Source organism: Variovorax paradoxus (genome assembly GCA_016806145.1).
In the GTDB taxonomy this organism is placed as follows: domain Bacteria; phylum Pseudomonadota; class Gammaproteobacteria; order Burkholderiales; family Burkholderiaceae_C; genus Variovorax.
In genome coordinates, this window is the sequence record CP063166.1 from 83,274 (window position 1) to 107,165 (window position 23,892).

The 23,892-nt window shown below is 70.5% G+C and carries 23 protein-coding genes; 8 read left to right on the forward strand and 15 right to left on the reverse strand.

Translation table 11 applies throughout. The annotated features are described in order from the left end of the window. Positions 1-27: 27 nt before the first annotated feature. The 3 genes from INQ48_00425 to INQ48_00435 are packed head-to-tail and all read right to left on the reverse strand — an operon-like array spanning position 28 to position 3,136. A complete protein-coding gene (locus INQ48_00425) occupies positions 28-975 on the reverse strand; it encodes a 3-hydroxyacyl-CoA dehydrogenase (GenBank protein ID QRF57766.1) in 948 nt (315 codons plus the stop codon). Further along, positions 972-2,177 carry an ABC transporter substrate-binding protein gene (locus tag INQ48_00430; protein ID QRF57767.1) on the reverse strand — a complete coding sequence of 402 codons (1,206 nt, stop codon included), beginning with the start codon at positions 2,175-2,177 and terminating at the stop codon, positions 972-974. Before INQ48_00430 ends, INQ48_00425 begins: the two co-directional genes overlap by 4 nt. A gap of 38 nt (positions 2,178-2,215) precedes the next feature. Further along, on the reverse strand, positions 2,216-3,136 hold the full coding sequence (locus INQ48_00435) for a 3-keto-5-aminohexanoate cleavage protein (GenBank protein ID QRF57768.1): 921 nt from the start codon (positions 3,134-3,136) through the stop codon (positions 2,216-2,218). On the opposite strand from INQ48_00435, the gene INQ48_00440 reads away from it, so the two are divergent. The 3 genes from INQ48_00440 to INQ48_00450 are packed head-to-tail and all read left to right on the forward strand — an operon-like array spanning position 3,108 to position 4,397. Further along, a complete protein-coding gene (locus INQ48_00440) occupies positions 3,108-3,296 on the forward strand; it encodes a hypothetical protein (protein ID QRF57769.1) in 189 nt (62 codons plus the stop codon). The two genes, INQ48_00435 and INQ48_00440, sit on opposite strands and share 29 nt — an antisense overlap. Continuing rightward, positions 3,293-3,673 carry a DUF1090 domain-containing protein gene (locus INQ48_00445; protein ID QRF57770.1) on the forward strand — a complete coding sequence of 127 codons (381 nt, stop codon included), beginning with the start codon at positions 3,293-3,295 and terminating at the stop codon, positions 3,671-3,673. The genes INQ48_00440 and INQ48_00445 overlap by 4 nt, the downstream gene beginning before the upstream one ends. A gap of 13 nt (positions 3,674-3,686) precedes the next feature. After that, a complete protein-coding gene (locus tag INQ48_00450; GenBank protein ID QRF57771.1) occupies positions 3,687-4,397 on the forward strand; it encodes a Crp/Fnr family transcriptional regulator in 711 nt (236 codons plus the stop codon). Positions 4,398-4,409: 12 nt separating this feature from the next. Here INQ48_00450 and INQ48_00455 read toward each other — a convergent pair whose 3' ends face one another. Further along, a complete protein-coding gene (locus tag INQ48_00455; protein QRF57772.1) occupies positions 4,410-6,212 on the reverse strand; it encodes an NAD(P)/FAD-dependent oxidoreductase in 1,803 nt (600 codons plus the stop codon). A gap of 371 nt (positions 6,213-6,583) precedes the next feature. On the opposite strand from INQ48_00455, the gene INQ48_00460 reads away from it, so the two are divergent. Continuing rightward, positions 6,584-7,942 (forward strand): hypothetical protein, encoded by a 1,359-nt coding sequence (locus INQ48_00460; protein ID QRF57773.1) that lies wholly within the window; start codon positions 6,584-6,586, stop codon positions 7,940-7,942. A gap of 49 nt (positions 7,943-7,991) precedes the next feature. On the opposite strand, the gene INQ48_00465 is transcribed toward INQ48_00460, so the two are convergent. After that, a complete protein-coding gene (locus INQ48_00465) occupies positions 7,992-9,065 on the reverse strand; it encodes a helix-turn-helix domain-containing protein (protein ID QRF57774.1) in 1,074 nt (357 codons plus the stop codon). A gap of 103 nt (positions 9,066-9,168) precedes the next feature. On the opposite strand from INQ48_00465, the gene INQ48_00470 reads away from it, so the two are divergent. From INQ48_00470 to INQ48_00480, 3 genes are read left to right on the forward strand one after another with little or no spacing between them, the layout of a single operon-like run. Then, on the forward strand, positions 9,169-10,149 hold the full coding sequence (locus INQ48_00470; GenBank protein QRF57775.1) for a tripartite tricarboxylate transporter substrate binding protein: 981 nt from the start codon (positions 9,169-9,171) through the stop codon (positions 10,147-10,149). Positions 10,150-10,171: 22 nt separating this feature from the next. After that, positions 10,172-11,017, forward strand: coding sequence for an alpha/beta fold hydrolase (locus INQ48_00475; GenBank protein QRF57776.1), 846 nt, complete (start codon positions 10,172-10,174; stop codon positions 11,015-11,017). 1 nt (position 11,018) lies between these two features. Next, the gene (locus INQ48_00480; GenBank protein QRF57777.1) at positions 11,019-11,918 is read left to right on the forward strand and encodes an aminotransferase class IV; all 900 of its coding nucleotides are present in this window, start codon (positions 11,019-11,021) and stop codon (positions 11,916-11,918) included. Between the two features lie 10 nt (positions 11,919-11,928). Here the strand turns inward: INQ48_00480 and INQ48_00485 are convergent, their stop codons facing one another. Continuing rightward, entirely contained in the window at positions 11,929-13,851 is a 1,923-nt protein-coding gene (locus INQ48_00485; GenBank protein ID QRF57778.1) for a sigma-54-dependent Fis family transcriptional regulator, read from the reverse strand. A gap of 162 nt (positions 13,852-14,013) precedes the next feature. On the opposite strand from INQ48_00485, the gene INQ48_00490 reads away from it, so the two are divergent. Then, the gene (locus tag INQ48_00490) at positions 14,014-14,472 is read left to right on the forward strand and encodes a hypothetical protein (GenBank protein QRF57779.1); all 459 of its coding nucleotides are present in this window, start codon (positions 14,014-14,016) and stop codon (positions 14,470-14,472) included. A gap of 7 nt (positions 14,473-14,479) precedes the next feature. Here INQ48_00490 and INQ48_00495 read toward each other — a convergent pair whose 3' ends face one another. From INQ48_00495 to INQ48_00535, 9 genes are all read right to left on the reverse strand, one after another. Continuing rightward, positions 14,480-15,181 (reverse strand): ABC transporter ATP-binding protein, encoded by a 702-nt coding sequence (locus INQ48_00495; GenBank protein ID QRF57780.1) that lies wholly within the window; start codon positions 15,179-15,181, stop codon positions 14,480-14,482. A gap of 85 nt (positions 15,182-15,266) precedes the next feature. After that, positions 15,267-16,031: an ABC transporter ATP-binding protein gene (locus INQ48_00500; GenBank protein QRF57781.1), complete on the reverse strand. Its 765-nt coding sequence runs from the start codon at positions 16,029-16,031 to the stop codon at positions 15,267-15,269. Beyond that, positions 16,028-17,011: a branched-chain amino acid ABC transporter permease gene (locus INQ48_00505; GenBank protein ID QRF60558.1), complete on the reverse strand. Its 984-nt coding sequence runs from the start codon at positions 17,009-17,011 to the stop codon at positions 16,028-16,030. The genes INQ48_00500 and INQ48_00505 overlap by 4 nt, the downstream gene beginning before the upstream one ends. A 26-nt stretch (positions 17,012-17,037) precedes the next feature. Then, a complete protein-coding gene (locus tag INQ48_00510) occupies positions 17,038-17,910 on the reverse strand; it encodes a branched-chain amino acid ABC transporter permease (GenBank protein ID QRF57782.1) in 873 nt (290 codons plus the stop codon). A gap of 199 nt (positions 17,911-18,109) precedes the next feature. Continuing rightward, the gene (locus INQ48_00515; GenBank protein QRF57783.1) at positions 18,110-19,285 is read right to left on the reverse strand and encodes an ABC transporter substrate-binding protein; all 1,176 of its coding nucleotides are present in this window, start codon (positions 19,283-19,285) and stop codon (positions 18,110-18,112) included. Beyond that, on the reverse strand, positions 19,282-20,088 hold the full coding sequence (locus INQ48_00520; protein ID QRF57784.1) for an alpha/beta hydrolase: 807 nt from the start codon (positions 20,086-20,088) through the stop codon (positions 19,282-19,284). The genes INQ48_00515 and INQ48_00520 overlap by 4 nt, the downstream gene beginning before the upstream one ends. Next, positions 20,085-21,632, reverse strand: a complete 1,548-nt coding sequence (locus INQ48_00525) for a benzoate-CoA ligase family protein (protein ID QRF57785.1) — start codon at positions 21,630-21,632, stop codon at positions 20,085-20,087. The genes INQ48_00520 and INQ48_00525 overlap by 4 nt, the downstream gene beginning before the upstream one ends. A 60-nt stretch (positions 21,633-21,692) precedes the next feature. Then, positions 21,693-23,243, reverse strand: a complete 1,551-nt coding sequence (locus tag INQ48_00530) for a 3,4-dehydroadipyl-CoA semialdehyde dehydrogenase (protein ID QRF57786.1) — start codon at positions 23,241-23,243, stop codon at positions 21,693-21,695. Next, positions 23,240-23,740: a DUF4863 family protein gene (locus INQ48_00535; GenBank protein QRF57787.1), complete on the reverse strand. Its 501-nt coding sequence runs from the start codon at positions 23,738-23,740 to the stop codon at positions 23,240-23,242. Before INQ48_00535 ends, INQ48_00530 begins: the two co-directional genes overlap by 4 nt. Positions 23,741-23,892 lie beyond the last annotated feature (152 nt).

The window sequence follows — 23,892 nt, forward strand, 5'->3', positions numbered from 1 at the left end:
CTCTGCGTCCGGCTGTTGGTGTTCGTTTCAATCCAGTGTGCCGGTGTCGGCCTTGGCGCGAATCAGGTTCAACAGCAGGGTGTCGCGCGCGGCTTCGAGCTCGGCCGAGCGGCGCGTGCCCAGCTCCTGCGCCACGCCTTCGCTCACCTGCGCCTGCAGCGCGGGCGTCATCGAGGGCGCGCCCAGGTCCTTCCACCAGTCCTCGATCGGCCCGCCCAGGTGCGCGAGCACGTGCGCGATGCCGCCCGCGCCGCCCGACAGGTGCAGGTTCATGAACGGTCCCATCACGGCCCAGCGCAGGCCCGGGCCATGCGCGATCGCGGTGTCGATGTCGGCCACCGAGGCCACGCCCTGCTCGACCAGGTGGAAGGCCTCGCGCCACAGCGCGGCCTGCAGCCGGTTCGCGATGTGGCCCTTGACCTCGCGCTTCACGTGGATCGGCCGCTTGCCGATGGCCGCGTAGAAGGCCATGGTGCGCTCGATGGTGTCGGCCGACGTGAGCTCGCCGCCGATCACTTCCACCAGCGGGATCAGGTGCGGCGGGTTGAACGGATGGCCGAGCACCACGCGTTGCGGGTGCACGCAGCCCGACTGCACGCCGCTGATCGCCAGGCCCGAGGAGCTCGAGGCCAGGATCGCGTCGGGCGGCGCGGCGGCGTCCATGCGGCGGAACAGCTCGATCTTGAAGTCCATGCGCTCGGGGCCGTTCTCCTGCACGAAGTCGGCCACCGAGACCGCGTCCTCCAGGCTGTCGTGGAAGCGCAGCCGGTCGACCGACGCGCCCGCGGCCAGCCCGAAGCGCTCGAGCGTGGGCCAGTGCTGCGCCACCGCCTGGCGCAGCCGCTCCTCGGCGCCCGGCGAGGGATCGGTCGCGTTGACGTCGAGGCCCTGCGCGAGGAAGTAGGCGGTCCAGCTCGCGCCGATCACGCCGGTGCCGACCACCGCGACGCGCCGCACGCCGTGCGCCGCGCTCATGACTTCCACCGCGCGCAGCGGCTCTCCGCCCTGGTGGTCCAGGCGGCCTCGCCGCGGATCGCTTCCACCACCTTGTAGTAGTCCCAGGGCTCCTTCGATTCCTCGGGCGACTTCACCTGCATCAGGTGCATGTCGTGCACCATCAGGCCGTCGTCGCGCAGCCAGCCGCCCTTGACGAACATGTCGTCGAACTTCGTCTTGCGCAGCTGCGCCATCACCTTGTCGGCATCGTCGCTGCCCGCGGCCTTCACGGCCTGCAGGTACTGCAGCGCGGCCGAGTAGTCGCCGGCATGGAAGGAGGAGGGCATGCGTTTGTGCTTGTCGAAGAAGCGCCGCGCCCAGGCGCGCGCCTCGGGGCTCTGGTTCCAGTACCAGCTGTCGGTCAGGTACATGCCCTGCGAGGCCTTGAGGCCCAGCGCATGCACGTCGTTGATGGTGATGATCATGCCGGCCAGCTTCATGTTCTTGCCGATGCCGAACTCGGCCGCCGACTTGATCGCGTTGACCGTGTCGCCGCCCGCGTTGGCCAGCGCCAGCACCTGCGCCTTCGAGCTCTGCGCCTGCAGCATGAACGACGAGAAGTCGCTCGCGCCCAGCGGATGCTTGACCGAGCCCGCCACGGTGCCGCCGTTCGCCAGCACCGTCTTGGTCGCGTCGTTCTGCAGCGCGGCGCCGAAGGCATAGTCGGCCGTCACGAAGTACCAGCTCTTGCCGCCGGCCTTGACCACCGCGCTCGCGGTGCCGCGCGCCATCGCCACCGTGTCGTAGGCGTAGTGCACCGTGTAGGGCGAGCAGTACTCGTTGGTGAGGCTCGACGCGCCCGAGCCCACCACGAAGTAGGGCTTCTTCTTGTCCGCCGCCACGCCGGCCATGGCGATGGCCGCGCCCGAGTTGACGCCGCCGATCAGCATGTCGACCTTCTGCACGTCGAACCACTCGCGCGCCTTGGCGGCGGCGATGTCGGGCTTGTTCTGGTGGTCGGCCGTGACCAGCTCGATCTTCTTGCCGCCGATGGCGCCGCCCATGTCGGCGATCGCCATGCGGATGGCCTCGGCGCCGGCCGGGCCGTCGTAGTCGCGATACAGGCCCGACATGTCGCTGATGAAGCCGATGCGGATCACGTCGTCGGACACCTGGGCCGATGCGCTTGCGGAAAAGGCGGTGCCGAGCGCGAGGGCCAGGGCGGTGCGGGAAAGGTTCATTCGATCTGTCTCCGTTCGTTGTTCTGGCGGGTGCCGGTTCAGCCGAGCGCGAACTCGGGCCGCGGCGTGCCCACGCGCGGCAGGCCCATGAGCTGGCGTGCCTCGGCGGGCGTCGCCACTTCCATGTCGAGCTCGCGGATCACGCGCACGATGCGCTCGGTGAGCTGCACGTTGGTGGCCAGCTCGCCCTGGCGGAAGTAGAGGTTGTCCTCGAGGCCGACGCGCGCATGGCCGCCCAGCAGCAGTGCCGCCACGTTGGCCTCGAGCTGCGAGGTGCCGATGCCGCTGACGCCGAAGATGCTGCCCTTGGGCAGCGTGTCGACCATCATCTGCAGGAAGCGCGGCGAGTAGGGCATCGCATTCTGGAAGTTGCGGTGCACGTTCATCACCAGGTTGATGAAGTAGGGCTCGTCGTCGTGGCCCTCGCCGATCAGCGTCGTCGCGTCCTGCAGGATGTGGGTGGGGCTGAACACCTCCCACTCGGGCTTGATGCCGCGCGCCTTCATGCCGGCGGCGAGTTCGCGCCCGCGCGTGATCGGCGTGTCCATCAGGATCTGCTTGCCCTCGAAGCTGAGGTTCAGCGTGGTGGCGTCGAGCGTGCACATCTCGGCGCCCGCGTCCATGCCCTTGATGCGTTCCTCCCACGCGATCTCCCAGCGGTCGCCGGCCAGCGGCTTGACCATGTCGCCGTGCACGCCGCCGCCGGTGGAGTTGTTGAGCACGATGTCGCAGCCGCCCGCGCGGATGCGGCTGTTGATCTCGCGGTAGACCTCGGCGTCGCAGGTCGCGCCGTCGTCGGGGCGGCGCGCATGGATCGCCGCCACGCTGGCACCGGCATTCCAGCAGCGCAAGACATCGGCCGCGATCTCGGCGGGCTGGGTGGGGAGGTGGGGGTTCTGGGACTTGTGCGCCATGCCGCCGGTGGGGGCGATGGTCACGATCACTTTGCGCTTCGACATGGCGGGGTTCCTGGAGTCCTTCGTGGAGCGCGCCATTATTTTTGGCGCGGGCAGCGCACTCAGTCATCGCGACGACATTCGGGGGCAGGGTTTACGCGGCGTGCAGGGGCTACAGTCGCCCCTGTCGTCCGCATTCATCCACAACAAGGAGCGCTCATGAAACTGTCATCGCTGGTCCTCGCGGCCGCCGCCGTCCTCGCATCGGGCCAGGCCTTCGCGCAGCGCGGTCCCGAGGCGGGCTGCGCCGCCAAGCGCGAGGCCATCTCGCGCGACATCGAAGCGGCCAAGGCCGAGGGCCAGGACCACCGCGTGCGCGGACTCGAACGCGCGCTGGCCGAGGTGCGGCGCAACTGCAGCGATGCCAAATTGGCCGCGCGCCACCAGGAGCGCATCCGCGGCGAGGAGCGCAAGGTCGCGCAGCGCGAACGCGAGCTGGCCGAGGCGCGCCGCAAGGGCGATCGCGACAAGATCGCGCGCCGCGAGGACAAGCTGCGCGAAGCCCAGGCCGAGCTGCAGCGCGTCAAGGACCTGCCCTGAGCCTCGAGAGACGATGCCCGCTGTCCGGCCCGTTCCACCTCCCGCCTCGCTGAGCCTGCCGCAACTGCTGCAGGGCTCGGCCTGGTTCCCGCAGCTCGGCGTGGCCGCCGGCGAGCGCGTGCTCGAGGAGATGCGCGAGGTCGAGGTGGCGACCGGCGCCGCGCTGTGCCGCTGCGGCGACACCCCGCTGCACTGGTACGGCACCATCGACGGCCTGCTCAAGTGGTGCGTGAGCTCGCCCGACGGGCGCTCGGTCACCCTGGGCGGCCTGTCGACCGGCAGCTGGTTCGGCGAAGGCACGCTGCTGCGCGGCGTGCCGCGCACCGCGGACATCATCGCGCTGCGCCCCAGCCGGGTGGCGCTGATGCCGCTCGAGACCTTCGACTGGCTGCGCGCCACGCACCGCAGCTTCGACGACTTCCTGCTGCGCCAGATCAACGAGCGCATGCACTGGTTCCTCGGCAACTTCGCCGCGCACCACCTGCTGGACACCGACAGCCAGGTCGCGCGCGCGCTCGTCGGCCTGTTCCACGAGTGGCTGCATCCGGGCAGCGATCCGCACCTGGAGGTGTCCCAGGAGGAGATCGCCAACCTCTCGGGCCTGTCGCGCCAGCGCTGCAACGCGGCGTTGCGGCGGCTGGCATCGGCCGGCCTGCTGCGCATCGAGTACGGCGGCATCACCGTGACCGATCTCGACGGCCTGCGCCGCCGCATCGACGGCTGAGCGCCGCGTGCCTCAGCGCCGGTGGTGCGAGGGCGCGAGCTCGTACACCGGCGTGTCGAGCCCTTCGGCGCGCGCCTTGAGCTGCAGCGCGAGGAACTGCGAGTAGTGGCGCGACTGGTGCAGGTTGCCGCCGTGGATCCAGAGGTTGGGCACCTGCGTCGGCTTCCACATGTTGCGCAGCTCGCCTTCCCACGGACCCGGATCCTTCGGCGTGTCGGAGCCCAGGCCCCAGCACTTGCCGACCCGGTCGGCGACCTCGGGCGAGATCAGGTCGGCCAGCCAGCCGTTCATCGAGCCGTAGCCGGTGGCATAGACCAGCAGGTCGGCCGGCAGCTCGCTGCCGTCGGTCAGCGTCACCGAGCGTTCGTTCACGCGCTCGATGTTCACGCCGCTCCTGAGCTTCACGCTGCCGTTGGCCACCAGCTCCGAGGCGCCCACGTCGATGTAGTAGCCCGAGCCGCGCCGCAGGTACTTCATGAACAGGCCCGAGCCGTCGGCGCCGAAGTCGAGCAGGAAGCCCGCCTTCTCCAGCCGCGCATAGAGGTCGGCATCGCGCTTCTTCATCTCGTCGTAGACCGGGATGTGGAAGGTGTGCATCACCTGGTAGGGCACCGAGGCGAAGATCAGGTCGGCCTTGTGGTGGTCGATGCCGCTCTTCACCGCCTGCTCGGAGTACAGGCCGCCGAGCGCCAGTTCCATCAGCGAGTCGGAGGGCGCGATGTGGGTCGACGAGCGCTGGATCATCGTCACGTCGGCGCCGTGCTCCCACAGCGCCGCGCAGATGTCGTGCGCCGAGTTGTTCGAGCCCAGCACCACGCACTTCTTGCCCGCGTAGGCCTCGGGCCCGGGGTGCTTGCTCGAATGGTGCTGGTCGCCCTGGAAGTTCTCGGCGCCCGCGAGCACGGGCACGTTCGGGTAGCCCGACACGCCGAGCGCGAACACCAACTGCTTCGGCCGCAGAACCACCTCCTTGCCCTCGCGTTCCACGCGCACTTCCCAGCGCTGCGTGGCCTCGTCGAAGCGCGCCTTCTTCGCCGTGGTCGAGCTCCAGTAGTTGAGCTCCATCACCTTGGTGTACATCTCGAGCCAGTCGCCGACCTTGTCCTTGGGCGCGAACACCGGCCAGTCGTCGGGGAAGGGCATGTAGGGCAGGTGGTCGTACCAGACCGGGTCGTGCAGGCACAGCGACTTGTAGCGGTTGCGCCAGGAGTCGCCCGCGCGCGCGTTGCGCTCGATGATGATCGTGGGCACGCCGAGCCGGCGCAGCCGCGCGCCGAGCGCGATCCCGCCCTGGCCGCCGCCCACGATCACCACCTCGGGCTGCTCGGTGTAGCCCAGCGTGCGGGCCTCCTCCTCGCGCTTCTCGAGCCAGCTCTGGCGCCCCTTCTGCACGCCGTGCTCCGCGCCCTTGATGCGGTTCGCGCCGGTCTTCTCCTCGAAGCCCTTGAGCTCGGTCATGGTGGTCAGCAGCGTCCAGGCCTTGCCGCCGCGCAGCCGCAGGTGGCCGCGGCCGCGCGCCACACGGGTCTCGAAGGTGAACCAGGCCTCGGTCACGCCATCGGCCTCGCTGGCCTCGCCCTCGAGCGCGAAGTTCGAGGGCTGCGTGTCGGCCAGCCGCGCCGCCAGCATCGCGCGGATCGCGCCCGCGCCTTCCTGCGTGCGGATGTTCCAGGTGAAGGCCACGAGGTCGCGCCAGAAGCCCTCGGCCTCGAACAGCGCGACCGTGGCCTCGACGTCGTTGCGCGCGAGCGCGGCGCCGAAGTCGGCCAGCCAGGTGGCGGCAGCCCGCGTGGGGGCGGCGGTGGATGCGGTCATCGAATGTCTCCGTGTATGAATGGATGAGAACGAACGCTGCGCCGCGGACGGCGCGGGTTGCGTTGCGCAGCTTTCGTGCCGCGCGGCGGCGCACGGTGGATCAAGGACTTGGCGGGGGTTTTGTCGCGGGTGGGCTGCGTTGTCGCGCTCCCGGTGCGACGCGGATGAGACGGCGAGACGGCCCCGCCGCCTTTGCGAAGTCCCTTCAATCACCCATTGGGAGGAGCGTTGCCGCAGGGCGACGACCACGTCTCATGGTGATGCGAAAGTATTCCGTCGCGGATAGATTTGGCCGCCGTCTGCCGACGAGGTCGGCGGGGCAACGCGTCAATCCAACAGAAAGAGATGAGGAAATGAGGAGCACGACAACAATGGCCCTGTGCGCCACGGCACTGGCGGCGGTCATCGCGGGATGCGGTGGCGGTGGCGGTGGGGGAGGAGGCGGTGGCGGGCTGCCGTTCGCCGTGGTGCCGCAGACGCCCGCCGAGTCGGAAGCCAAGCTGTCCGTCGAGGTCGACGGCAGCGCCGCGAGTCCCGACGGCGCGGGCAAGTACCAGGTGGCGCCGGGCCAGCTCGTGACGGTCAAGTCCAGCGATGGCAGCGAGATCACCTGGACCGCGGACAGCCGCGATGGCGCGGCCCAGCGCGTCGAGGTCGATACCTCCGGCTCGCAATGGCTGTCGCGTTTCAAGAACCCCAAAGCGACGGGCAGCGTCGAGTTCAAGCTGACGGCCAGCGCATCGGGCAACCGCCGCAAGGAACTGAGCTTCTCGGTCGGTAACGGCGACTATCGCAACGGCCGCTACACCGTGTACGCGGCCAACGGCTCGCGCCAGGTGCTTGCCATCGATTTCGACAAGGCCACCTACACCCTGACCGACACGGCGGGCGATGCGAGCTCGGGCACCCTGACCGCGGGCGCGTCGCGCGACGGCGACTGGAAGGTGCAGAGCAGCCGCAGCAAGAGCGACGTGCTCGCGCTGCGCGGCCTCGGCGACAACATCGTCGGCGCGCTGCCGTTCGCGGTGGGCTACAAGTCGCCGACCACCTACGAACCGTTCCCCTTCATCGCGTCGCGCGCGCTGGTCCTGCAGCAGGGCAAGCTCGACGGCACCTACGACCGCGGCCGCATCGACTTCTCGCCCGCGGGCGGGCAATCGGCCATCGCGCAGATCCAGATCTCGGGTGGCGGCAAGGTGATGAAGCAGTGCCTCAACCTCACCATCTACAAGATCGAACAGTGCCCGAGCGCCGACGTGTCTGTCAGCAACGTCGAGCCCGATCCGCAGCAGCCCGGGCTGTGGACGATGAAGAGCGCCGTCGACGGCACCCTGTTCGGTCGCTTCGCGCTCGCCGACTTCGGCGGCGAGAAGGTGTACCTGAGCGCGGGTCCGTCGCCCACGACCAACAGCCAGGTGCTGGCGGTGGGCGTGCCGGCCGCATCGGGCTACGCGGACTTCAGCAGCAAGGGCTGGTCGACGGGCGGCACGGCCGATGTCGTGGTGGCCGCCGGCTCGACGTACTCGCTGACCGGCACGTACGGCGCGGCGACCGCGCAGGTCGATCTCGCGCTGGCGGTCCAGCCATCGTTCGGGCCGACGGGCATGCGCACGGCGACGAAGGGCAGCTCGGTCTACTTCGCGATGCGCTCTAAGCAGCTCGAGCTGCTGATCGGCGCGCGCACCCCGTCGCTGAACGCAGGCTTCCTGCACCTGGGCTTGGTCGACTGATCGCGTCCATTCCGCGACAAGCCCGTGCCCGCCAGGGTGCGGGCTTTTTTCATGGGCGGGCCGCCGGCTTGCCCTTGCCCGGCGCCAGCACGTCGTCGAAAGCCTGCAACTGCCACACCGCGCGCGGCGTGCGCACCGTGTAGCGCTCGCGGTACTCCGACGGGCTCATGCCGGCGATGCGCTTGAAGGTGCGCCGGAAGGTCGAGACGTCCGCGTAGCCCGAGGCATCGGCGATCTCGTGCATCGAGCGCCAGGTGGCCTCGAGCCACATGCGCGCGCGCTTCACGCGCAGCTCGTGCAGGAACTGGATCGGCGAGCGCTCGATGTGGCGCGCGAACAGCCGCACCAGCGTGCGTTCGCTGACCGCCGCGGCCGAGGCCATCTCGGCCACCGTCAGCGGCCGGCCCGCGTTGGCCTCGATGAAGGCGATGGCGCGGTGCAGCGGCGCATCGCGCGAGGTGCCCACCACCTGCTCGGGGATGTCGAGCACCAGGTGCTGGCGTTCGGGGTTGGCGAGGAACTTGTCGCGGCAGGCCGCGGCGAGGTCCGACAGGCCCACGCCGTCGAGCAGCTTGAGCACCATCGCATGCATCAGGTCGGGCGTGGCCGCCAGCACCATGTGCGGGCCGAGCGTCAGCGGGGTCTCGCTGTGGATCGGGGTGTCGGGGAAGTCGTGCGCGAAGCCGGACTGGTAGAGCCACGACAGCGGCACCGGCTGGTGCGCGAGCAGCCCCGCGCGCCCGGCCAGCCACAGGCCGGTGCCGCAGGCACCGATCCAGTCGCCGGCCGCGTGGCGACTCGCGAGCTGCGCGCAGAGCGCGGCGTTCTGCGCCACCAGCCGGCGCAGGCCGGGAATGGTCACCATCATCAGCGGCGGCACCACCGCGAGCGCGGTGGCGGGCGCGCGGCGCGCACGCTTCGCCTCCTCGTCCGACTGGAACGCAAGGCGCCGCATCGCATGCGGTCCGCCGTCGGGCCCGAGCAGCCGCCAGGCCACCGGCGCGTCGATGCGCCGCCCCGCGCGCGCACGCGCCAGCGAGTTCGCCTCGCGCAGGATGTCGATGGCACCGAAGACGCTGCCGGGCAGGCCGCCATGCGGCAGGTAGAGGTCGAAGCGGATCATGGGCTTGGCGGATTGTGTACCCCGAGTGGCTGAAAAGATCCTGTGCCGCGTGGGACCGCGTTTGTAGCATCCGCTCCCACGTCAACCACAGCCGGAGTTCGAGATGAGCCTCACATGGATCGCGCGCCGCCTGGCCATCGGCCTCGCGGTGCTTCCCCTGGTCGCGGGTGCGCAGGCCTGGCCTGCCAGGCCGGTCAACTGGGTCGTGCCCTATCCCGCGGGCGGGCCGGCCGACGTGATCGCCCGCGCCATCGCGCCGCGCATGGCCCGCGAGCTGGGCCAGCCGGTGCTGGTGGAGAACCTCGGCGGCGTGGGCGGCGCGCTGGCCGCGCAGAAGGTGCTGAACGCGCCGGCCGACGGCTACACGGTGCTGCAGGGCTCGCCCAATGAAGTCATCCTCGCGCCGCTCGCGCGCGCCGCGGTGAAGCTCAAGCTCGAGGACTTCGTGCTGGTCTCGCCGGCCACCAACAACCCGCTGGTGCTGGTGACGCGCAAGGCGCTCGCGGCCGACGACCTCGATGCCTTCGCGGCGCTCGCGCGCTCTTCCGCCGCGCAGCCGCTGACCTACGGCAGCGTGGGCGTGGGCTCGATGTTCCACCTCGCGGCCGAGGACCTGGCCGCGCGCATGGATGCCAGGGTCATGCACGTGCCCTACAGCGGGGGCGCGCCGCTGATCCAGGACCTGGGCGGCGCCAACCTCGACTTCGCGCTGATGCCCTTCACCACCGGCTACCTGGGGCTGGCCGAGACCGGCCGGCTCAAGATCCTCGCCGTCGCCTCGAAGCAGCGCCTCGCGCAGATGAAGAACGTGCAGACCTTCGCGGAAAGCCGCGTCGCCGCCGACTACGAGGCCGGCGCCTGGGCCGGGCCGATGGTGCGCAAGGGCACGCCCGAGGCCGTGGTCGAGCGCCTGCACAAGGCGCTGCAGGCGAGCCTGGCCGACCCGCAGGTGCGCACGACCCTCGAGGCCTCGGGCTCGCAGGTGTCCGAGCGCATGAGCCTGGCCGAGGCCGCGCGCTTCCTGGCCGCCGAGGCCGAGCGCTATCGCACGCTCGCGCGCCGCATCGGCGTGCGGCCCGAATGAGCGCCGCGCGAGGAGCATCGGCATGAGCTTTGTGCATTCCGGCGGCGTCGACATCTACTACGAGCGCACGGGCCAGGGGCCGGCGCTGCTGTTCTGCCACGGCGCGGGATCGAATGCCGCGACCTGGTGGCAGCAGATCCCCGCGTTCTCGCAGCGCTTCACCTGCATCGCGTTCGACGCGCGCTGCTTCGGCCGTTCGGTCGCGCCGCTCGAGGCCTTCGGGCATGAGGCCCTGGTGGCCGATGCACTCGCGGTGCTCGATGCCGAGGGCATCGACAGCGCCGCGCTGGTGTGCCAGTCGCTCGGCGGCATGACCGGCGCGCGGCTCGCGCTGCGCCATCCCGAGCGGGTGTGGGCCTTCGCCTGCTGCGACTCGCCGCTGGCGATCGACCATCCGCGGATGCTGGCCAATGTCGCGGCCTTTCTCGGCGAGGTGGCGGCGACCGAGCTCGAGGACCGCGCGCTGAGCCCGGCCTTCGTGCGCGAGCGGCCCGCGATGGCCTGGCTGTACCGGCAGATCAACCAGTTCAATCCCGCGGTGCACGGCGCCGTGGCCGGCCGCGGCGGCCCGGGATGGGGCGAGCGCCTCGCAGCGCTGTTCGCGCCGGAGCAGCTGCTCGCGCTCGACGACCTGCAACGCCTGCGCTGCCCGACGCTGTTCGTGGTCGGTGCCGAGGACCGCGTGGTCACGCCCGCGGTGGTGCGCGACATCGCGCGCCAGGTCGAGGGCAGCCGCGTGGCGGAGATCGCGGCCGCGGGGCATTCGCCGTACTTCGAACAGGCGCAGAACTTCAATGCCGCGGTGCTGGCCTTTCTCGTCGATGCCTGGGCCGGCGCGCGCCATGGTTTTCCAACTGCAGGAGCTTGAGATGCAAGTCGACAACGTTTCCTTCCTCGGGCGTCGCGCGATGCTTGCCATGGGCCTGTCGGCCGTGGGCGGCGTCAGCGCGGCCGATGTGCCCGCACCCGCACCGGCCGTGGGCCGCATCGACGGCGAACCGCCCTCGGTCGGCGACCTGCGCGCGATGGCGCTCGCCAACTACGGGCACTTCAGCACCATGCGCATCCGCCGGCGCAGCGTGCAGGGGCTGGACTTCCAGCTGGCCCGGCTGGACCGCAGCACGCGGCTCCTGTTCGGCAGCGAGCTCGAGGGCGAGCGGGTGCGCCGGCTGGTGCGCGAGGCCGTGCCCGACGACGACCGGACCTGGCTGGTGCGAATCAACGTCTTCCCGCGCGTGGCGGGCTTCGCCGACCTCACCAAGCCGATGCCCGCCGGCGTGTTCGTCACCCAGTCGCCGCTCGCGGCCGAGGCGCCGCCGCCGCGCGCCGTGCGCTCGGTGCAGCACGAGCGCGTGCTGCCCGAGGTCAAGCATGTCGGCACTTTCGGCCTGTTCCACCACCGCAAGCTCGCGCAGGCGGCGGGTTTCGACGACGCGCTGTTCCTCGACGCGCGGCGCAGCATCTCGGAGGGAAGCACGTGGAACATCGGCTTCTACGACGGGCGCCGCGTGGTGCTGCCGACCGCGCCCGCGCTGCCCGGCGGTGCCATCCACCTGCTGCGGCTGGGCATGCGCTCGCATGGCATTCCCTTCGTCGAGCGCGACATCCGCATCGACGAGATCAAGGATTTCGAGCTGGCTTTCTGGACCAACGTGCCCGACACGGTGCGGCCGCTGCGGCGCATCGATGCGACCGAGTTCTCGGTGACTCATCCGCTGCACGAGCGCCTGAAGGCCTGCTACGAATCGAACGAGTGGACCGCGCTGTAGCGGTGTGCGATCAGCCGCGCCGGGGCGCGACGATGCCGAGCCGCTTCATGTGCCGGTACACGGTGGCCCGGCTCAGGCCCAGCGCATCGGCCGCCTGCGCGACGCGCCAGCGGTGCTGGCGCAGCGCCGCGAGCAGCCGCTCCGATTCGGCGGCCGTGTCCTCGGCCCCATCGACCATTGCGGGCATCGTCGTCGCGACGCGCTCCGGCAACCGCAGGTCCTCCACCACGACTTCGCGCCCCGTGCACAACGCCAGCGCGAGCCGCAGCACGTTGCGCAGCTCGCGCAGGTTGCCGGGCCAGCGGTGCGCCATCAGCGCCTCGATCGCCTCGGCCGAGAGCCGTGCATTCGAATCCATCGCCGCGGCTTCCTCGGCGAACAGGCGGTCGATCAGGTGGCGCCGGTCGCGGCGCTCGCGCAGCGGCGGCAGCTTCAGCACGGCGCCGCACAGTCGGTAGTAGAGGTCCTCGCGGAAGCGGCCCGCGGCCACGAGTTCGCTCAGGCCCCGGTGCGTGGCGGCCACCACCGCGAGGTCGACGCGCTGCGGCGCGTCGCCGCCCAGCGGCAGCACCTCGCCTTCGGACAGCACGCGCAGCAGCCGCGTCTGCAGCGCCATCGGCATGTCGCCGATCTCGTCGAGGAACAGCGTGCCGCGGTCGGCCTGCGCGATCAGGCCCTTCATGCCCTTGCTGCGGCCGCCGGTGAAGGTGCCGGGCAGGTAGCCGAACAGCTCGCTCTCGATCAGCGAATCGGGAATGGCCGCGCAGTTCACGGCCACGAAGGGCAGGGCCGCGCGGCGGCTCGCGCCGTGCAGCGCGCGCGCCAGCACCTCCTTGCCGCTGCCGGTCTCGCCCTCGATCAGCACGTGGATGCCGCGGTCGACCAGCCGGCGCGCCTGCGCGAGCAGCGACTGCATCGCGGGATCGTCGCCCGCGATGCCCTCGAGCGGCGGCAGCCGGTCGGCGCCCGGCACGGCGGTCTTGCGTTCGGTCGCGGGCGCGCGGCGCGCCACGCGCGGCGCGAGCAGCGAGGCGTGGTACTCGCCGCCGTCCGGCAGCAGCACGGTGTGGGCGAAGGGCATGGCCGATGCGCTCGCGCCCAGGCGCCAGATCGCATCGAGCGGCATGCGCAGCAGCTCGGCCACGCAGGTGCCGACCGGATGGGTCGCGAACAGCCGCCGCGCGCTGCTGTTCGCGCCGACCACCGTGCCCGCCTCGTCGAGCGCGAGCATCAGTTCGCCGGCGACGTCGACCAGACCGAAGGCGCTGCCCAGCCGCAGCACCCAGTGGCCGCGGAAGTGGCGCAGGAAATCGGCGTCCTCGATCATGCGCGCGTAGATCGCGACCAGGTGCCGCACCAGGTGCTGGCTCTCCTTGGCCTCGGGCGAATGCAGCGCCGACACGTCGAGCACCGCCGTGAGCCGCCCGCCATGGTCGAACAGCGGCGCGGTGGTGCAGGTCAGCGCGATGTGGGTGGCGTCGAAGTGCTCGGTCTGGTGGCAGGTCATCGGTGCCTGCTCGACCAGGCAGGTGCCCACGCCGCAGGTGCCCGCATGGGCCTCGTTCCAGTCGGCGCCGAGGTAGAGGCCGGCCTTGCGCAGCTGGTCGTCCCAGGCCGGGTTGCCGATGTAGTCGACCGTGATGCCCTCGGCATCGGTCAGCAGCACCATGTAGCCGAGGTCGGCCACGCGGCGGTAGATGTCCTCCATGCCCGCGCGCGCGGTGCACAGGAAGTGCTCGAGCTGCTGCTGGTGCGCGCGCACCTCGTGCGCCGGCAGGATGCGCGCGGGCGTGGGCCGCGAGGGATCGAGGCCATGGTCGCGCACGCAGCGCGCCCACGACTTGTGGACCAGGCTGGTCGCCGGATCGGCCAGCGCGGTGCCGGTGGCGATCGAATAGACGTTGTCGATGTGGCGCGATTGCAGGGAAGGCATGCTCGACCTCGCGATGGCACGCGGCCGCCGGGGGATCGGAGGGCTGCCGTGCAGCCGGACATCATTCGGCTGTCGCGCTGTCGCAGCACAGAGGTGAAACCCGGTGCGCCACCGGACTTTCACCGGGACGCGCTACGCTGGGTCTCCACCGGAGACCGATGCATGCACACCTTCCAGCTCTTCGCCGACTACTTTCAGTTCTACATCCAGGACGAATCCGCCGAAGGCGATCTTTCCGATGCATGGAGCGACGAGGCCGTGGAACGCATGCTCGCGACCGCGCCCGGCGTGGTCGGCATCGGCACGGCGCGCAACATGAACGTGCCGGTCACGCTCGAGATCCTCGAGGCCGCGCCGTCGCTCGATGCCGATGCCTGGGAGCACATCGTCGAATGCACGCTCGCGACGGCGAGCGGGCGCCTCGCGATCGCGGGTTGCACCGACTACTTTCCGGATGCGGCGCGCATGGCGATCGCGCCGGGCACCTACCGCGTGCGCGCCTGCTACGCGGGGCTCGCGACGCTGTCCGAGGACGGGCTCGAGGGCGAGGACCGCTACCACCTCGCGCTGTGGCCGGCGCCGGCCATCGAGCCCACGGTCGTCAAGCAGCGCGCGGCCTGAGCGGCCCTCAGACCCCGAGCAAGGCCTCCAGCGCCTGCGGCTGCGCGAGCAGCGCGCCCGAGGCGCCCTGGCGCACGATCTGGCCCTTCTCCATCACCACCGCGAGCTCGGTGTGGGCCAGCACCTTGCGGTAGTCGCGGTCCACGATCAGGGTGGCGATGCCGGTCTGGCGGATCTGCTCGATCACGCGCCAGATCTCGGCCACGATCAGCGGCGCGAGGCCTTCGGTCGCCTCGTCGAGGATCAGCAGGCGCGGGTTGGTCATCAGCGCGCGGCCGATCGACAGCATCTGCTGCTCGCCGCCCGAGAGCTGCTGGCCGCCGTGCGACAGCCGCTCGGCCAGCCGCGGGAAGGTGGCCATCACGCGCTCGAAGGTCCAGGCGCGCTGGCCGTCGATGCCCGCGCGCTCGCTCATCACGAGGTTCTCGCGCACCGAGAGGTTGGGGAAGATGCCGCGGCCCTCGGGCACGTAGCCGATGCCCAGCCGCGCCATCTTCTCGGGCGGCAGGCCGGTGACCGTGCGGCCGTCGACCTGCACCTCGCCCGAGGCGGGGCGCACGTAGCCCATGATCGTGCGGATCAGCGTGGTCTTGCCCATGCCGTTGCGGCCCAGCAGGCCGACCGAGGTCGCGGCCGGGATCTCGGCATGCACGCCGCGCAGGATGTGGCTGTTGCCGTAGTAGGTGTTGAGGTCCTTGACGTTGAGCATCAGAGGCCTCCCGCCGGGCCGCCCCAAGGCAGGCCTGAGCCTCCCCGGTGGGCAGCGATGACACGAAGTGCAGAGCGTGGGGGCATCAGTGTTCCTCGCCGAGGTAGGCGGTGCGGACTTCGGGGTTCTCGCGGATCGCGTCGGGGCTACCGGTGGCGATGACCGTGCCGTTGACCATCACCGTGATGCGGTCGGCCACGCGGAACACCGCGTCCATGTCGTGCTCCACCAGCAGGATGGCGTGCGTGGCCTTGAGCTGCGCGAGCAGGTTCAGCATGCGGTCGGTCTCCTCCGCGCCCATGCCGGCCAGCGGCTCGTCGAGCAGCAGCACGCGCGGATGCGTGGCCAGGCACATCGCCACCTCGAGCTGGCGCTGCGCGCCGTGGCTCAGCGTGCCGGCGATGCGGTGCGCCTCGGCGGCGAGGCCCGCGGCTTCGAGCGCCGCGTCGGCCGAGGCCGAGCTCGCGGCGCAGCCGCGCGACGGCTGCCAGATCGCCCAGGGCCGCGGCGTGGCCGCCTGCGCCGCGAGGCGGCAGTTCTCGTGCACGCTGAACTCCGGAAAGATGGTGGTGCGCTGATAGCTGCGGCCCACGCCCGCGAGCGCGCGGCGGAACTGCGCGCGCGTCGTGATGTCCTCGCCGTCGAGGCGGATGCGGCCGGCCGAGGCCTCGATCTCGCCCGAGAGCATGTTGATCAGCGTCGACTTGCCCGCGCCGTTGGTGCCGATCACCGCATGCACCTCGCCCACGTGCAGGTCGAGCGTGACCGCGTTGACCGCGACCAGGCCGCCGAAGCGGCGGGTCAGTCCCTCGACGGACAGCAGCACCGAATCGTTGATGCGTGCGTTCATGCCCCGCTCCTCGGCGACAGCCGCTGCACCAGCCCGATCAGGCCCTTGGGCAGCAGCGCCACGAACACGATGATGGTCAGCCCCAGCGTGAGCTGCCAGTGGTCGGCCAGCGGCCCGAGCAGCGCGTGGGTCGAGAAGATCTCCTTGAGCAGCGTGAAGGCCATGGCGCCGATCACCGCGCCGCGCAGGTGGCCCAGGCCGCCGAGGATCACCATCAGCAGCACCTCGCCCGAGTTGTGCCAGGCCATCAGCTCGGGATTGACCACGCCGTCGCGCGAGGCCAGCAGGAAGCCCGCGAGGCCGGCGAGCGCACCGGCCAGCACGAAGGCCGCGAGCTTGTAGGCGTAGGTGGGGAAGCCCGCCGCGCGCATGCGTTGCTCGTTGACGCGGATGCCCGCGAGCGCCGCGCCGAAGCGCGAGCGGCGCAGCAGCGCGAGCAGCGCGTAGGTGAACACCAGCGCCGCCAGCACCACGTAGAACAGCACCGTGCGGTTCTCGAGGTCGAGCGCGCCGAGGGCCGGGCGCACGTAGAGGTAGATGCCGTCGCTGCCGCCGCCGACCTTGGTGTCGTGGAACACGAAGAAGGCCATCTGCGCGAAGGCCAGCGTCACCATGATGAAGTAGACGCCGCGCGTGCGCAGGCTCAGCGCGCCGACGAACAGGGCATAGAGCCCGGCCGCGCCCATGGCCGCGGGCAGCAGCAGCGCGAAGTTGCCGCCCTCGGCGCCCGAGGCCAGCACCGTGACGTAGGCGCCGATGCCGTAGAAGGCCGCGTGGCCCAGGCTCACGAGGCCGGTCATGCCGACCAGCAGCTCGAGGCTCAGCGCGAAGATCGACAGGATCATCACCTTGACGATGAAGTCCGAGGCGTAGTTGCCCAGCAGCGGGCCGGCGATGCCGATGGCCAGCGCGCAGGCCAGCGGCAGCGCGAAGCCGCCGAAAGAGCCGGCGCGGGCAGGGGAAGGCGTGGAGGCAATCATGCGCGTGGAGGTCCTGGGGATCGAACTCATGGACGCCGTCCCATCAGCCCCTCGGGCTTCCAGATCAGCACGATCGCCATCAGCAGGTAGATGCCGATGCCGCTCAGGTCGGCGAAGAACACCTTGCCGAAGGTGTCGACGAAGCCCACCAGCAGCGAGGCGACGAGCGCGCCGGTGATCGAGCCGATGCCGCCGATCACGACCAGCACGAAGCAGATGATCAGCACGCTCGCGCCCATGTTGGGATAGACCGAGGACATCGGCGCGGCGATCATGCCGGCCAGCGCCGCGAGCGCCACGCCGGCCGCGAAGACGATGCGGTAGAGCCGCTTCACGTCGATGCCCAGGCCGCGCACCATGTCGCGGTTGCTCGCGCCGGCGCGGATCATCATGCCCAGTCGCGTGCGGTTGACCACCCAGTACAGCGCCAGCGCCAGCACGATGCAGGCGGCCGAGGCGAACAGGCGATACCAGGGATAGCTCATCACGCTGCCCAGCGCGAAGCTGCCGTCGAGCCAGGCCGGCACCTTCACGCCGTGCACGTCGTTGCCCACCAGGATCGAGCGCAGTTCCTCGAACACCAGGATCAGGCCGTAGGTCATGAGCACCTGCTGCAGGTGGTCGCGCTGGTAGAGATAGCTGAAGAAGGCCCACTCGAGCAGGTAGCCGAAGATGGCGGCGAGCACCACGCCGGCCACCAGCATCAGCAGGAACTGGTCGCCGAACAGCGGCGCCAGCGAGAACGCCATGTAGGCGCCGATCATGTAGAAGCTGCCGTGCGCGAGGTTGATCACGCCCATGATCCCGAAGATCAGCGTCAGGCCCGAGGCCACGAGAAAGAGCAGCAGTCCGTACTGAACCGAGTTCAGGCACTGGACGAGGAAGGTGCCGAAGTCCACGGGTGGGGTCTCACTGAAGAGGCTGGCAAGAATCGGAGCCGGATGCCGCTCCAGCCGTTCGGCCTGAGCCTGTCGAAGGCGGGGCGCGCAGCTTGCGCGGCGGCTTCGACAGGCTCAGCCCGAACGGGCAGGGGCGGGCCGGGACGAAATACGAAAGCGAAGAGAAGAAGATCGAGCCGATTAGCGGAAGGCCGAGGCCTTACATGCGGCAACCGCGGGCAGGGTCGGCCAAGCCCTTGATCGCCGTGCTCACCAGCTTGTTCTCCTTGCCTTCCACCTTGCGCAGATAGATGTCCTGCACCGGGTTGTGCGACTTGCTGACCGTGAAGGTGCCGCGCGGGCTGTCGATCTTGGCCTTCTCGACCGCGGCCGCGAAGTCGGCCTTCTTCGTGATGTCGCCCTTGGTGGCGGCGAGGCCCACGCCCAGCATCTGCGCGGCGTCGTAGCCCTGCACCGCGTACACGTCGGGCTGCAGCTTGAAGGTCTTGGCGTAGGCGGTGCGGAAGGCGGTGTCGCGCGGCGTGTTCAGGCCGTCGGCGTAGTGCAGCGTGGTGAGCATGCCCTGCGCCGATTCGCCCTGCGCCTCGAGCGTGCCGTCGGTCAGGAAGCCCGGGCCGTACAGCGGGATGGTCTTGTTCAGGCCCGCGGCCTGGTAGTCCTTGACGAACTTGACCGCGCCACCGCCCGCGAAGAAGGCGTACACGGCATCGGGCTTGGCCGCCGCGATCTCGGTCAGCAGGGCCTGGAACTCCACGTTCGGGAACGGCAGCGTGAGCTGCTTGTCGACCTTGCCGCCGGCCTTCTCGAAGCCTTCCTTGAAGCCGTTGACCGACTCCTCGCCGGCCGCGTACTTCCAGGTGATGGTCATGACCTTCTTCTTGCCCTGCTGCTTGGCCGCCACTTCACCCATGGCGTAGGCCGGCTGCCAGTTGCTGAACGAGCTGCGGAAGATGTTGGGCGCGCACATCGGGCCGGTGACGGCGTCGGCGCCGGCATTGGGCACGATCAGCACGGTGCCGCTCTCCTTGGCGGCCTTGGCCATGGCCATGGCCACGCCCGAGTGCACGGTGCCCACGATCACGTCGACGTTGTCGCGCTTGATCAGCTTGTTGACGTTGTCGGTGGCCTTGGCGGGATCGGACTCGTCGTCGACCTTGAAGTATTCGATCTCGCGGCCCGCGAGCTTGCCGCCCTGCTCGTCGACGTAGAGCTTGAAGCCGTTCTCGATCGCCACGCCGAGCGCGGTGAAGGTGCCGCTGTAGGGCAGCATCAGGCCGACCTTGAGCTTGCCCGTGCCCTGGGCCGAGGCGGCCGTGCACAGCGCGGCGAAGGACAGCGCGGTCAGCGCGAGGCGGGTGGTGTGGCGAATGGTCATGAACTCTGTCTCCTGTTTTTGGTGATGAACGAAGTGGCCGCGACGATGACACGATCCGGCTGATCGCGATGCGGGGAATGCCCGCATTCGGGGATCTCGAGCAGCTCGCAGCCGGGCACGCGCGCGGCGATGCCGCGGATCTGCGCGAGGCTGCCGTACTCGTCGCCGAGGCCCTGCACGGCGAGCACGGGGCAGCGGATCGCGTCGAGCTCGGCCTCGATGTTCCAGTCGCGGAATGGCGGATGCAGCCAGATGCGGTTCCAGCCCCAGAAGGCCGAATCGGCGCTGTCGTGGTAGCGGCCGAGTTTCTGCGGCAGGTCGGTGCCGAGGTAGGCGGTGCGCGCGAACTCGATGTTCGCCACCGTCACGTCTTCCACGAAGATGTGCGGCGCCAGCACGATCAGGCCCGCGACGCGATCGGGAAAGCGCGCGGCATACAGCAGCGAGATCGAGCCGCCATCGCTGTGGCCGAACAGCCAGGGCTTTTCGCCGTCGAGCGCGAGCGCCGCGAACAGCGCGGGCAGCACCTCGTGCGCCTGGCGGTGCATGAAGTCCACGTCCCAGATCTCGTCCTCGGCGCGCGGCGTGGAGCGGCCGTAGCCGGGGCGCGAGAACACCAGGCCGCGCACGCCGGCGGCTTCGCACAGGCGCGCGGGAAAGTCCTTCCACATCGAGACCGAGCCCAGGCCCTCGTGCAGGAACACGACGAGCGGCGCGTCGGCGCGCTCGGGCGCGATCCACTGGCACTCGATGCGCACCGCGCGGCCGCGCCAGTCGATGGTGGCGAAGTCCGGAAGGCTCATGCCTGCTTCTCGCGCTCGCGCAGCCGGAAGCGCTGGATCTTGCCGGTCGCCGTCTTCGGCAGCTCGGCCACGAACTCGAGGAAGCGCGGGTACTTGTAGGGCGCGAGGCGCTCCTTCACGAAGGCCTTGAGCTCGTCCTCGGTGGTGGTGCCGCCGTCCTTGAGCACCACGAAGGCCTTGGTCTTCGTGAGGCCCTCGCCGTCCTCCTTGCCGATCACCGCGGCCTCGAGCACGGCCGGATGCTGCATCAGCGTGGCCTCGACCTCGAAGGGCGAGACGTAGATGCCGCTGACCTTGAGCATGTCGTCGCTGCGGCCCGCATAGGTGAAGTAGCCGTCGGCGTCGCGCGTGTACTTGTCGCCGCTCTTGGTCCAGCCGCCCTGGAAGGTCTCGCGCGACTTCTCGCGGTTGGTCCAGTACATCAGCGCCGAACTCGGGCCGCGGATGTAGAGGTCGCCGACCTCGCCGTCGGGCACGGCGCGGCCGTCCTCGCCGCGCAGCTCGACCTCGTAGCCCTCGACCGGCTTGCCCGTGGTGCCGTAGCGCACGTCGTCGGGCCGGTTCGAGATGAAGATGTGCAGCATCTCGGTGGAGCCGATGCCGTCGATGATGTCGCAACCGAAGTGCGTCTTGAAGCGCTGCGCGATCTCGCCGGGCAGGGCCTCGCCGGCCGACGAGCACATGCGCAGCGCCACCGCCTCGCGCGCCGGCAGCTTCGGCGAGGCGAGCATGCCCGCGAAGCCGGTGGGCGCGCCGAAGAAGACCGTGGGCTTGTGCTCCACCCAGCGGCGGAACGTTGCATCGGGCGTGGGGCGCTCGGCCATCAGCACCACGGTGGCACCGACCGACAGCGGGAAGGTCAGCGCATTGCCCAGGCCGTAGGCGAAGTACATCTTGGCGGCCGAGAAGCAGACGTCGTTCTCGGTCAGGCCCAGCACCGGCTTGCCGTAGAGCTCGGCGGTCCACCAGAGGTTGGCCTGCGTGTGGACCGTGCCCTTGGGCTTGCCGGTGGAACCCGACGAGTAGAGCCAGAAGCCGGGATCGTCGGAGGCCGTGAGCGCGGGCGCGGCCAGCGGCTCGGCGGCGGCGAGCGCGGCCTCGAAATCCCGCGCGCCCTCGGGCAGCGCGCCCGCGGGTTGCGACACCAGCAGCGTGTGCAGCTCGTGGCCGCCGCGCGCCATCGCTTCCTGCAGCACCGGCAGCAGCGCACCCGACACCAGCGCGGCCTGCGCGCGGCTGTGGTCGAGCATGTAGGCGTAGTCCTCGGGCGTGAGCAGCGTGTTGACGGCCACCGGCACGATGCCGGCATAGAGGCAGCCGAGGAAGCTCACGGGCCAGTCGTTGCCGTCGAGCATCAAGAGCAGCACCCGTTCCTCGCGGCGCAGGCCCGCGGCCTTGAGCGCCGCGGCCAGGCGGCGCGAGCGTTTCTCGAGCTGGCCGTAGCTCAGCGTGCCGCGGTCGTCGACGTAGGCGGTGCGCGCGGCGCGCTCGCGGTTGAGCGCGAACAGGTGCTCGGCGAAATTGAAGCGGGGTGGCAGGCTCATCGTGTGTCTCCTTGGGGCCTCTCTCCGGGGGGCTGCGGCGGTATCTATATAGAAGGGCGGCTACAGCCCCAGGGCGGCGAGCACGCCGTTGCCCGCCTGCACCGCGCTGCGGCGGTGGTAGAAGTCCAGCGCGCGCAGGCCGCCGAGTTCGGCGCCGCCGCCCGCGCGGCCCGGGCCGCCGTGCAGCGACATCGGCATCACGTTGCCGTGGCCGGTCTGGGCCTGCGCCACCTCGGGCGTGATCACGTGCACGCGGCCATGGCTGGCCGCGAGTTCGACCGCCGCCTGCGCGAGCGCCGTTTCGTCGGCGCCGTAGAGCGAGGTCACGAGCGAGCCCTGGCCGCGGTGGGCGAGGGCGAAGGCATGGGCCGTGTCGCGGTAGGGCAGCAGCGTGGCGACCGGGCCGAAGACCTCGATGTCGTGCACCTGCCGCGCCGCGTCGGCGTCGCGCGCACCCAGCAGCACCGGGCCGATGCAGGCGGCCACGGCCGGGTCGGCATCGACCAGCGGGCGGTCGCGGCCGTCGTGCAGCACCTGGGTCTGCGCGGCGAGCGCATCGAGGCCCTCGCGCACCGCGGCCAGCTGCGCACGGCTCACCAGCGAGCCCATGCGCACGCCCTCGTTGCGCGGGTTGCCCACGCTCACGCCCGCGAGCTTGGCGCCGATCGCTTCGGCGGCGGCGTCGTAGAACTCGGCCGGCACGAGGATGCGGCGGATCGCGGTGCACTTCTGGCCCGCCTTCACCGTCATCTCGCGCACCACCTCGCGCACCAGCAGGTTGAAGGCCTCGCTGCCGGGCGCGGCGCCGGGCAGCAGCAGCGCGCTGTTGAGGCTGTCGGCCTCGATGTTCACGCGCACCGAGCGCCGCGCCACGGCGTCGTGCGAGCGGATCAGCGCGGCGGTGTCGGCCGAGCCGGTGAACGAGACCACGTCGAAGGGCTGGAGCTGGTCCATCAGGCCGGCCGAGCTGCCGCAGATCACCGACAGCGCGCCCGCGGGCAGCACGCCCGCGTCGACCACGTCCTTGACCATGCGCTGCGTGAGCCAGGCGGTGGCGGTGGCCGGCTTCACGATCACCGGCACGCCCGAGAGCAGCGCGGGCGCGGCCTTCTCCCACAGGCCCCACGAGGGGAAGTTGAAGGCGTTGATGAACAGCGCCACGCCATGCGTGGGCACCTGCAGATGCTGCGACTGGAACAGCGGCTCCTTGCCGAGCCTGGCGGCCTCGCCGTCGCGCAGCGCGCGCACGTCGCCGAGCGCATCGCCCCACTTGGCGTACTGACCCAGCGTGAAGATCGCGCCGTCGATGTCGACGGCCGAGTCGTTCTTCACCGTGCCCGAGTTCGCGGTGGCGATCTCGTAATACGCATCGCGGTTGGCCTGCAGCACCTTGACGACGGCCGCCAGCAGGCCGGCGCGCTGGCGGTAGGTGAGGGCGCGCAGCGCCTGGCCGCCCTGTTCGCGGGCGAACGCGAAGGCCCCGGGCAGGTCGAGCCCGGTGGCGTCGACGCGCACGAGCTCGGTGCCGAGCACCGGGTCGAAGAGGGGCGTGCCGGCGCCCGAGCCGCTTTGCCAGCGGCCGGCGACGTGATTGGGAAGAAGCTCGGTCATACGGTGAATTTGATCTGCCCTTCGGGCAGCAGATAGAGAACGAGCGCGCGGCCTTGCGCGACGGTCGGGCGGTGCGCGCTGCCGGGGCTGTAGACGCACCAGCCCGCGGGCCGGCCGTCGAAGCTGGCGGCGGGGCTGTCGTCCAGCGGCATGATCAGGTCGATCTCGCCCTGGGGATGGGTGTGGTGCGGGCCGGCAATGTCCTGCATGTCGACCACGTCGACCGAGAAGCGGTGCAGCGCGTCCTCGGCCTTGAAGACGCGGCCGTACCTGATGCCGCCGCCTTCGCGCTCGCACAGCCAGCCTTCGGCCACGCCCTGGCGGCAGGCGGCGCCGAGCCGCGCGAAGGTGGGGCTGCCGGCGCCGTGGTTCGCGTTGAGCCAGCGGTCGAGCTCGGCGTCGAGCGGCCGGCCGGCGATCTCGGCGGTCAGGCCGGCGATCAGTTGGTGGAAGGCTTCCTTGCCGCCGGGGCTGGCGGAGTGGCTGCTGTCGGACATCGTGGGCCTCGAACTTTGGTATTGCCTTGCAGGAATGCTGCACGTGCAGTATCTTGCGTGTGGCCGAACAATAAGCATCGAGACAATCAGTGTCAAGCAATATAGTGCATCTATGGTGTTTACCCTGAGCGCGCACAATGCCGGCGAAACAA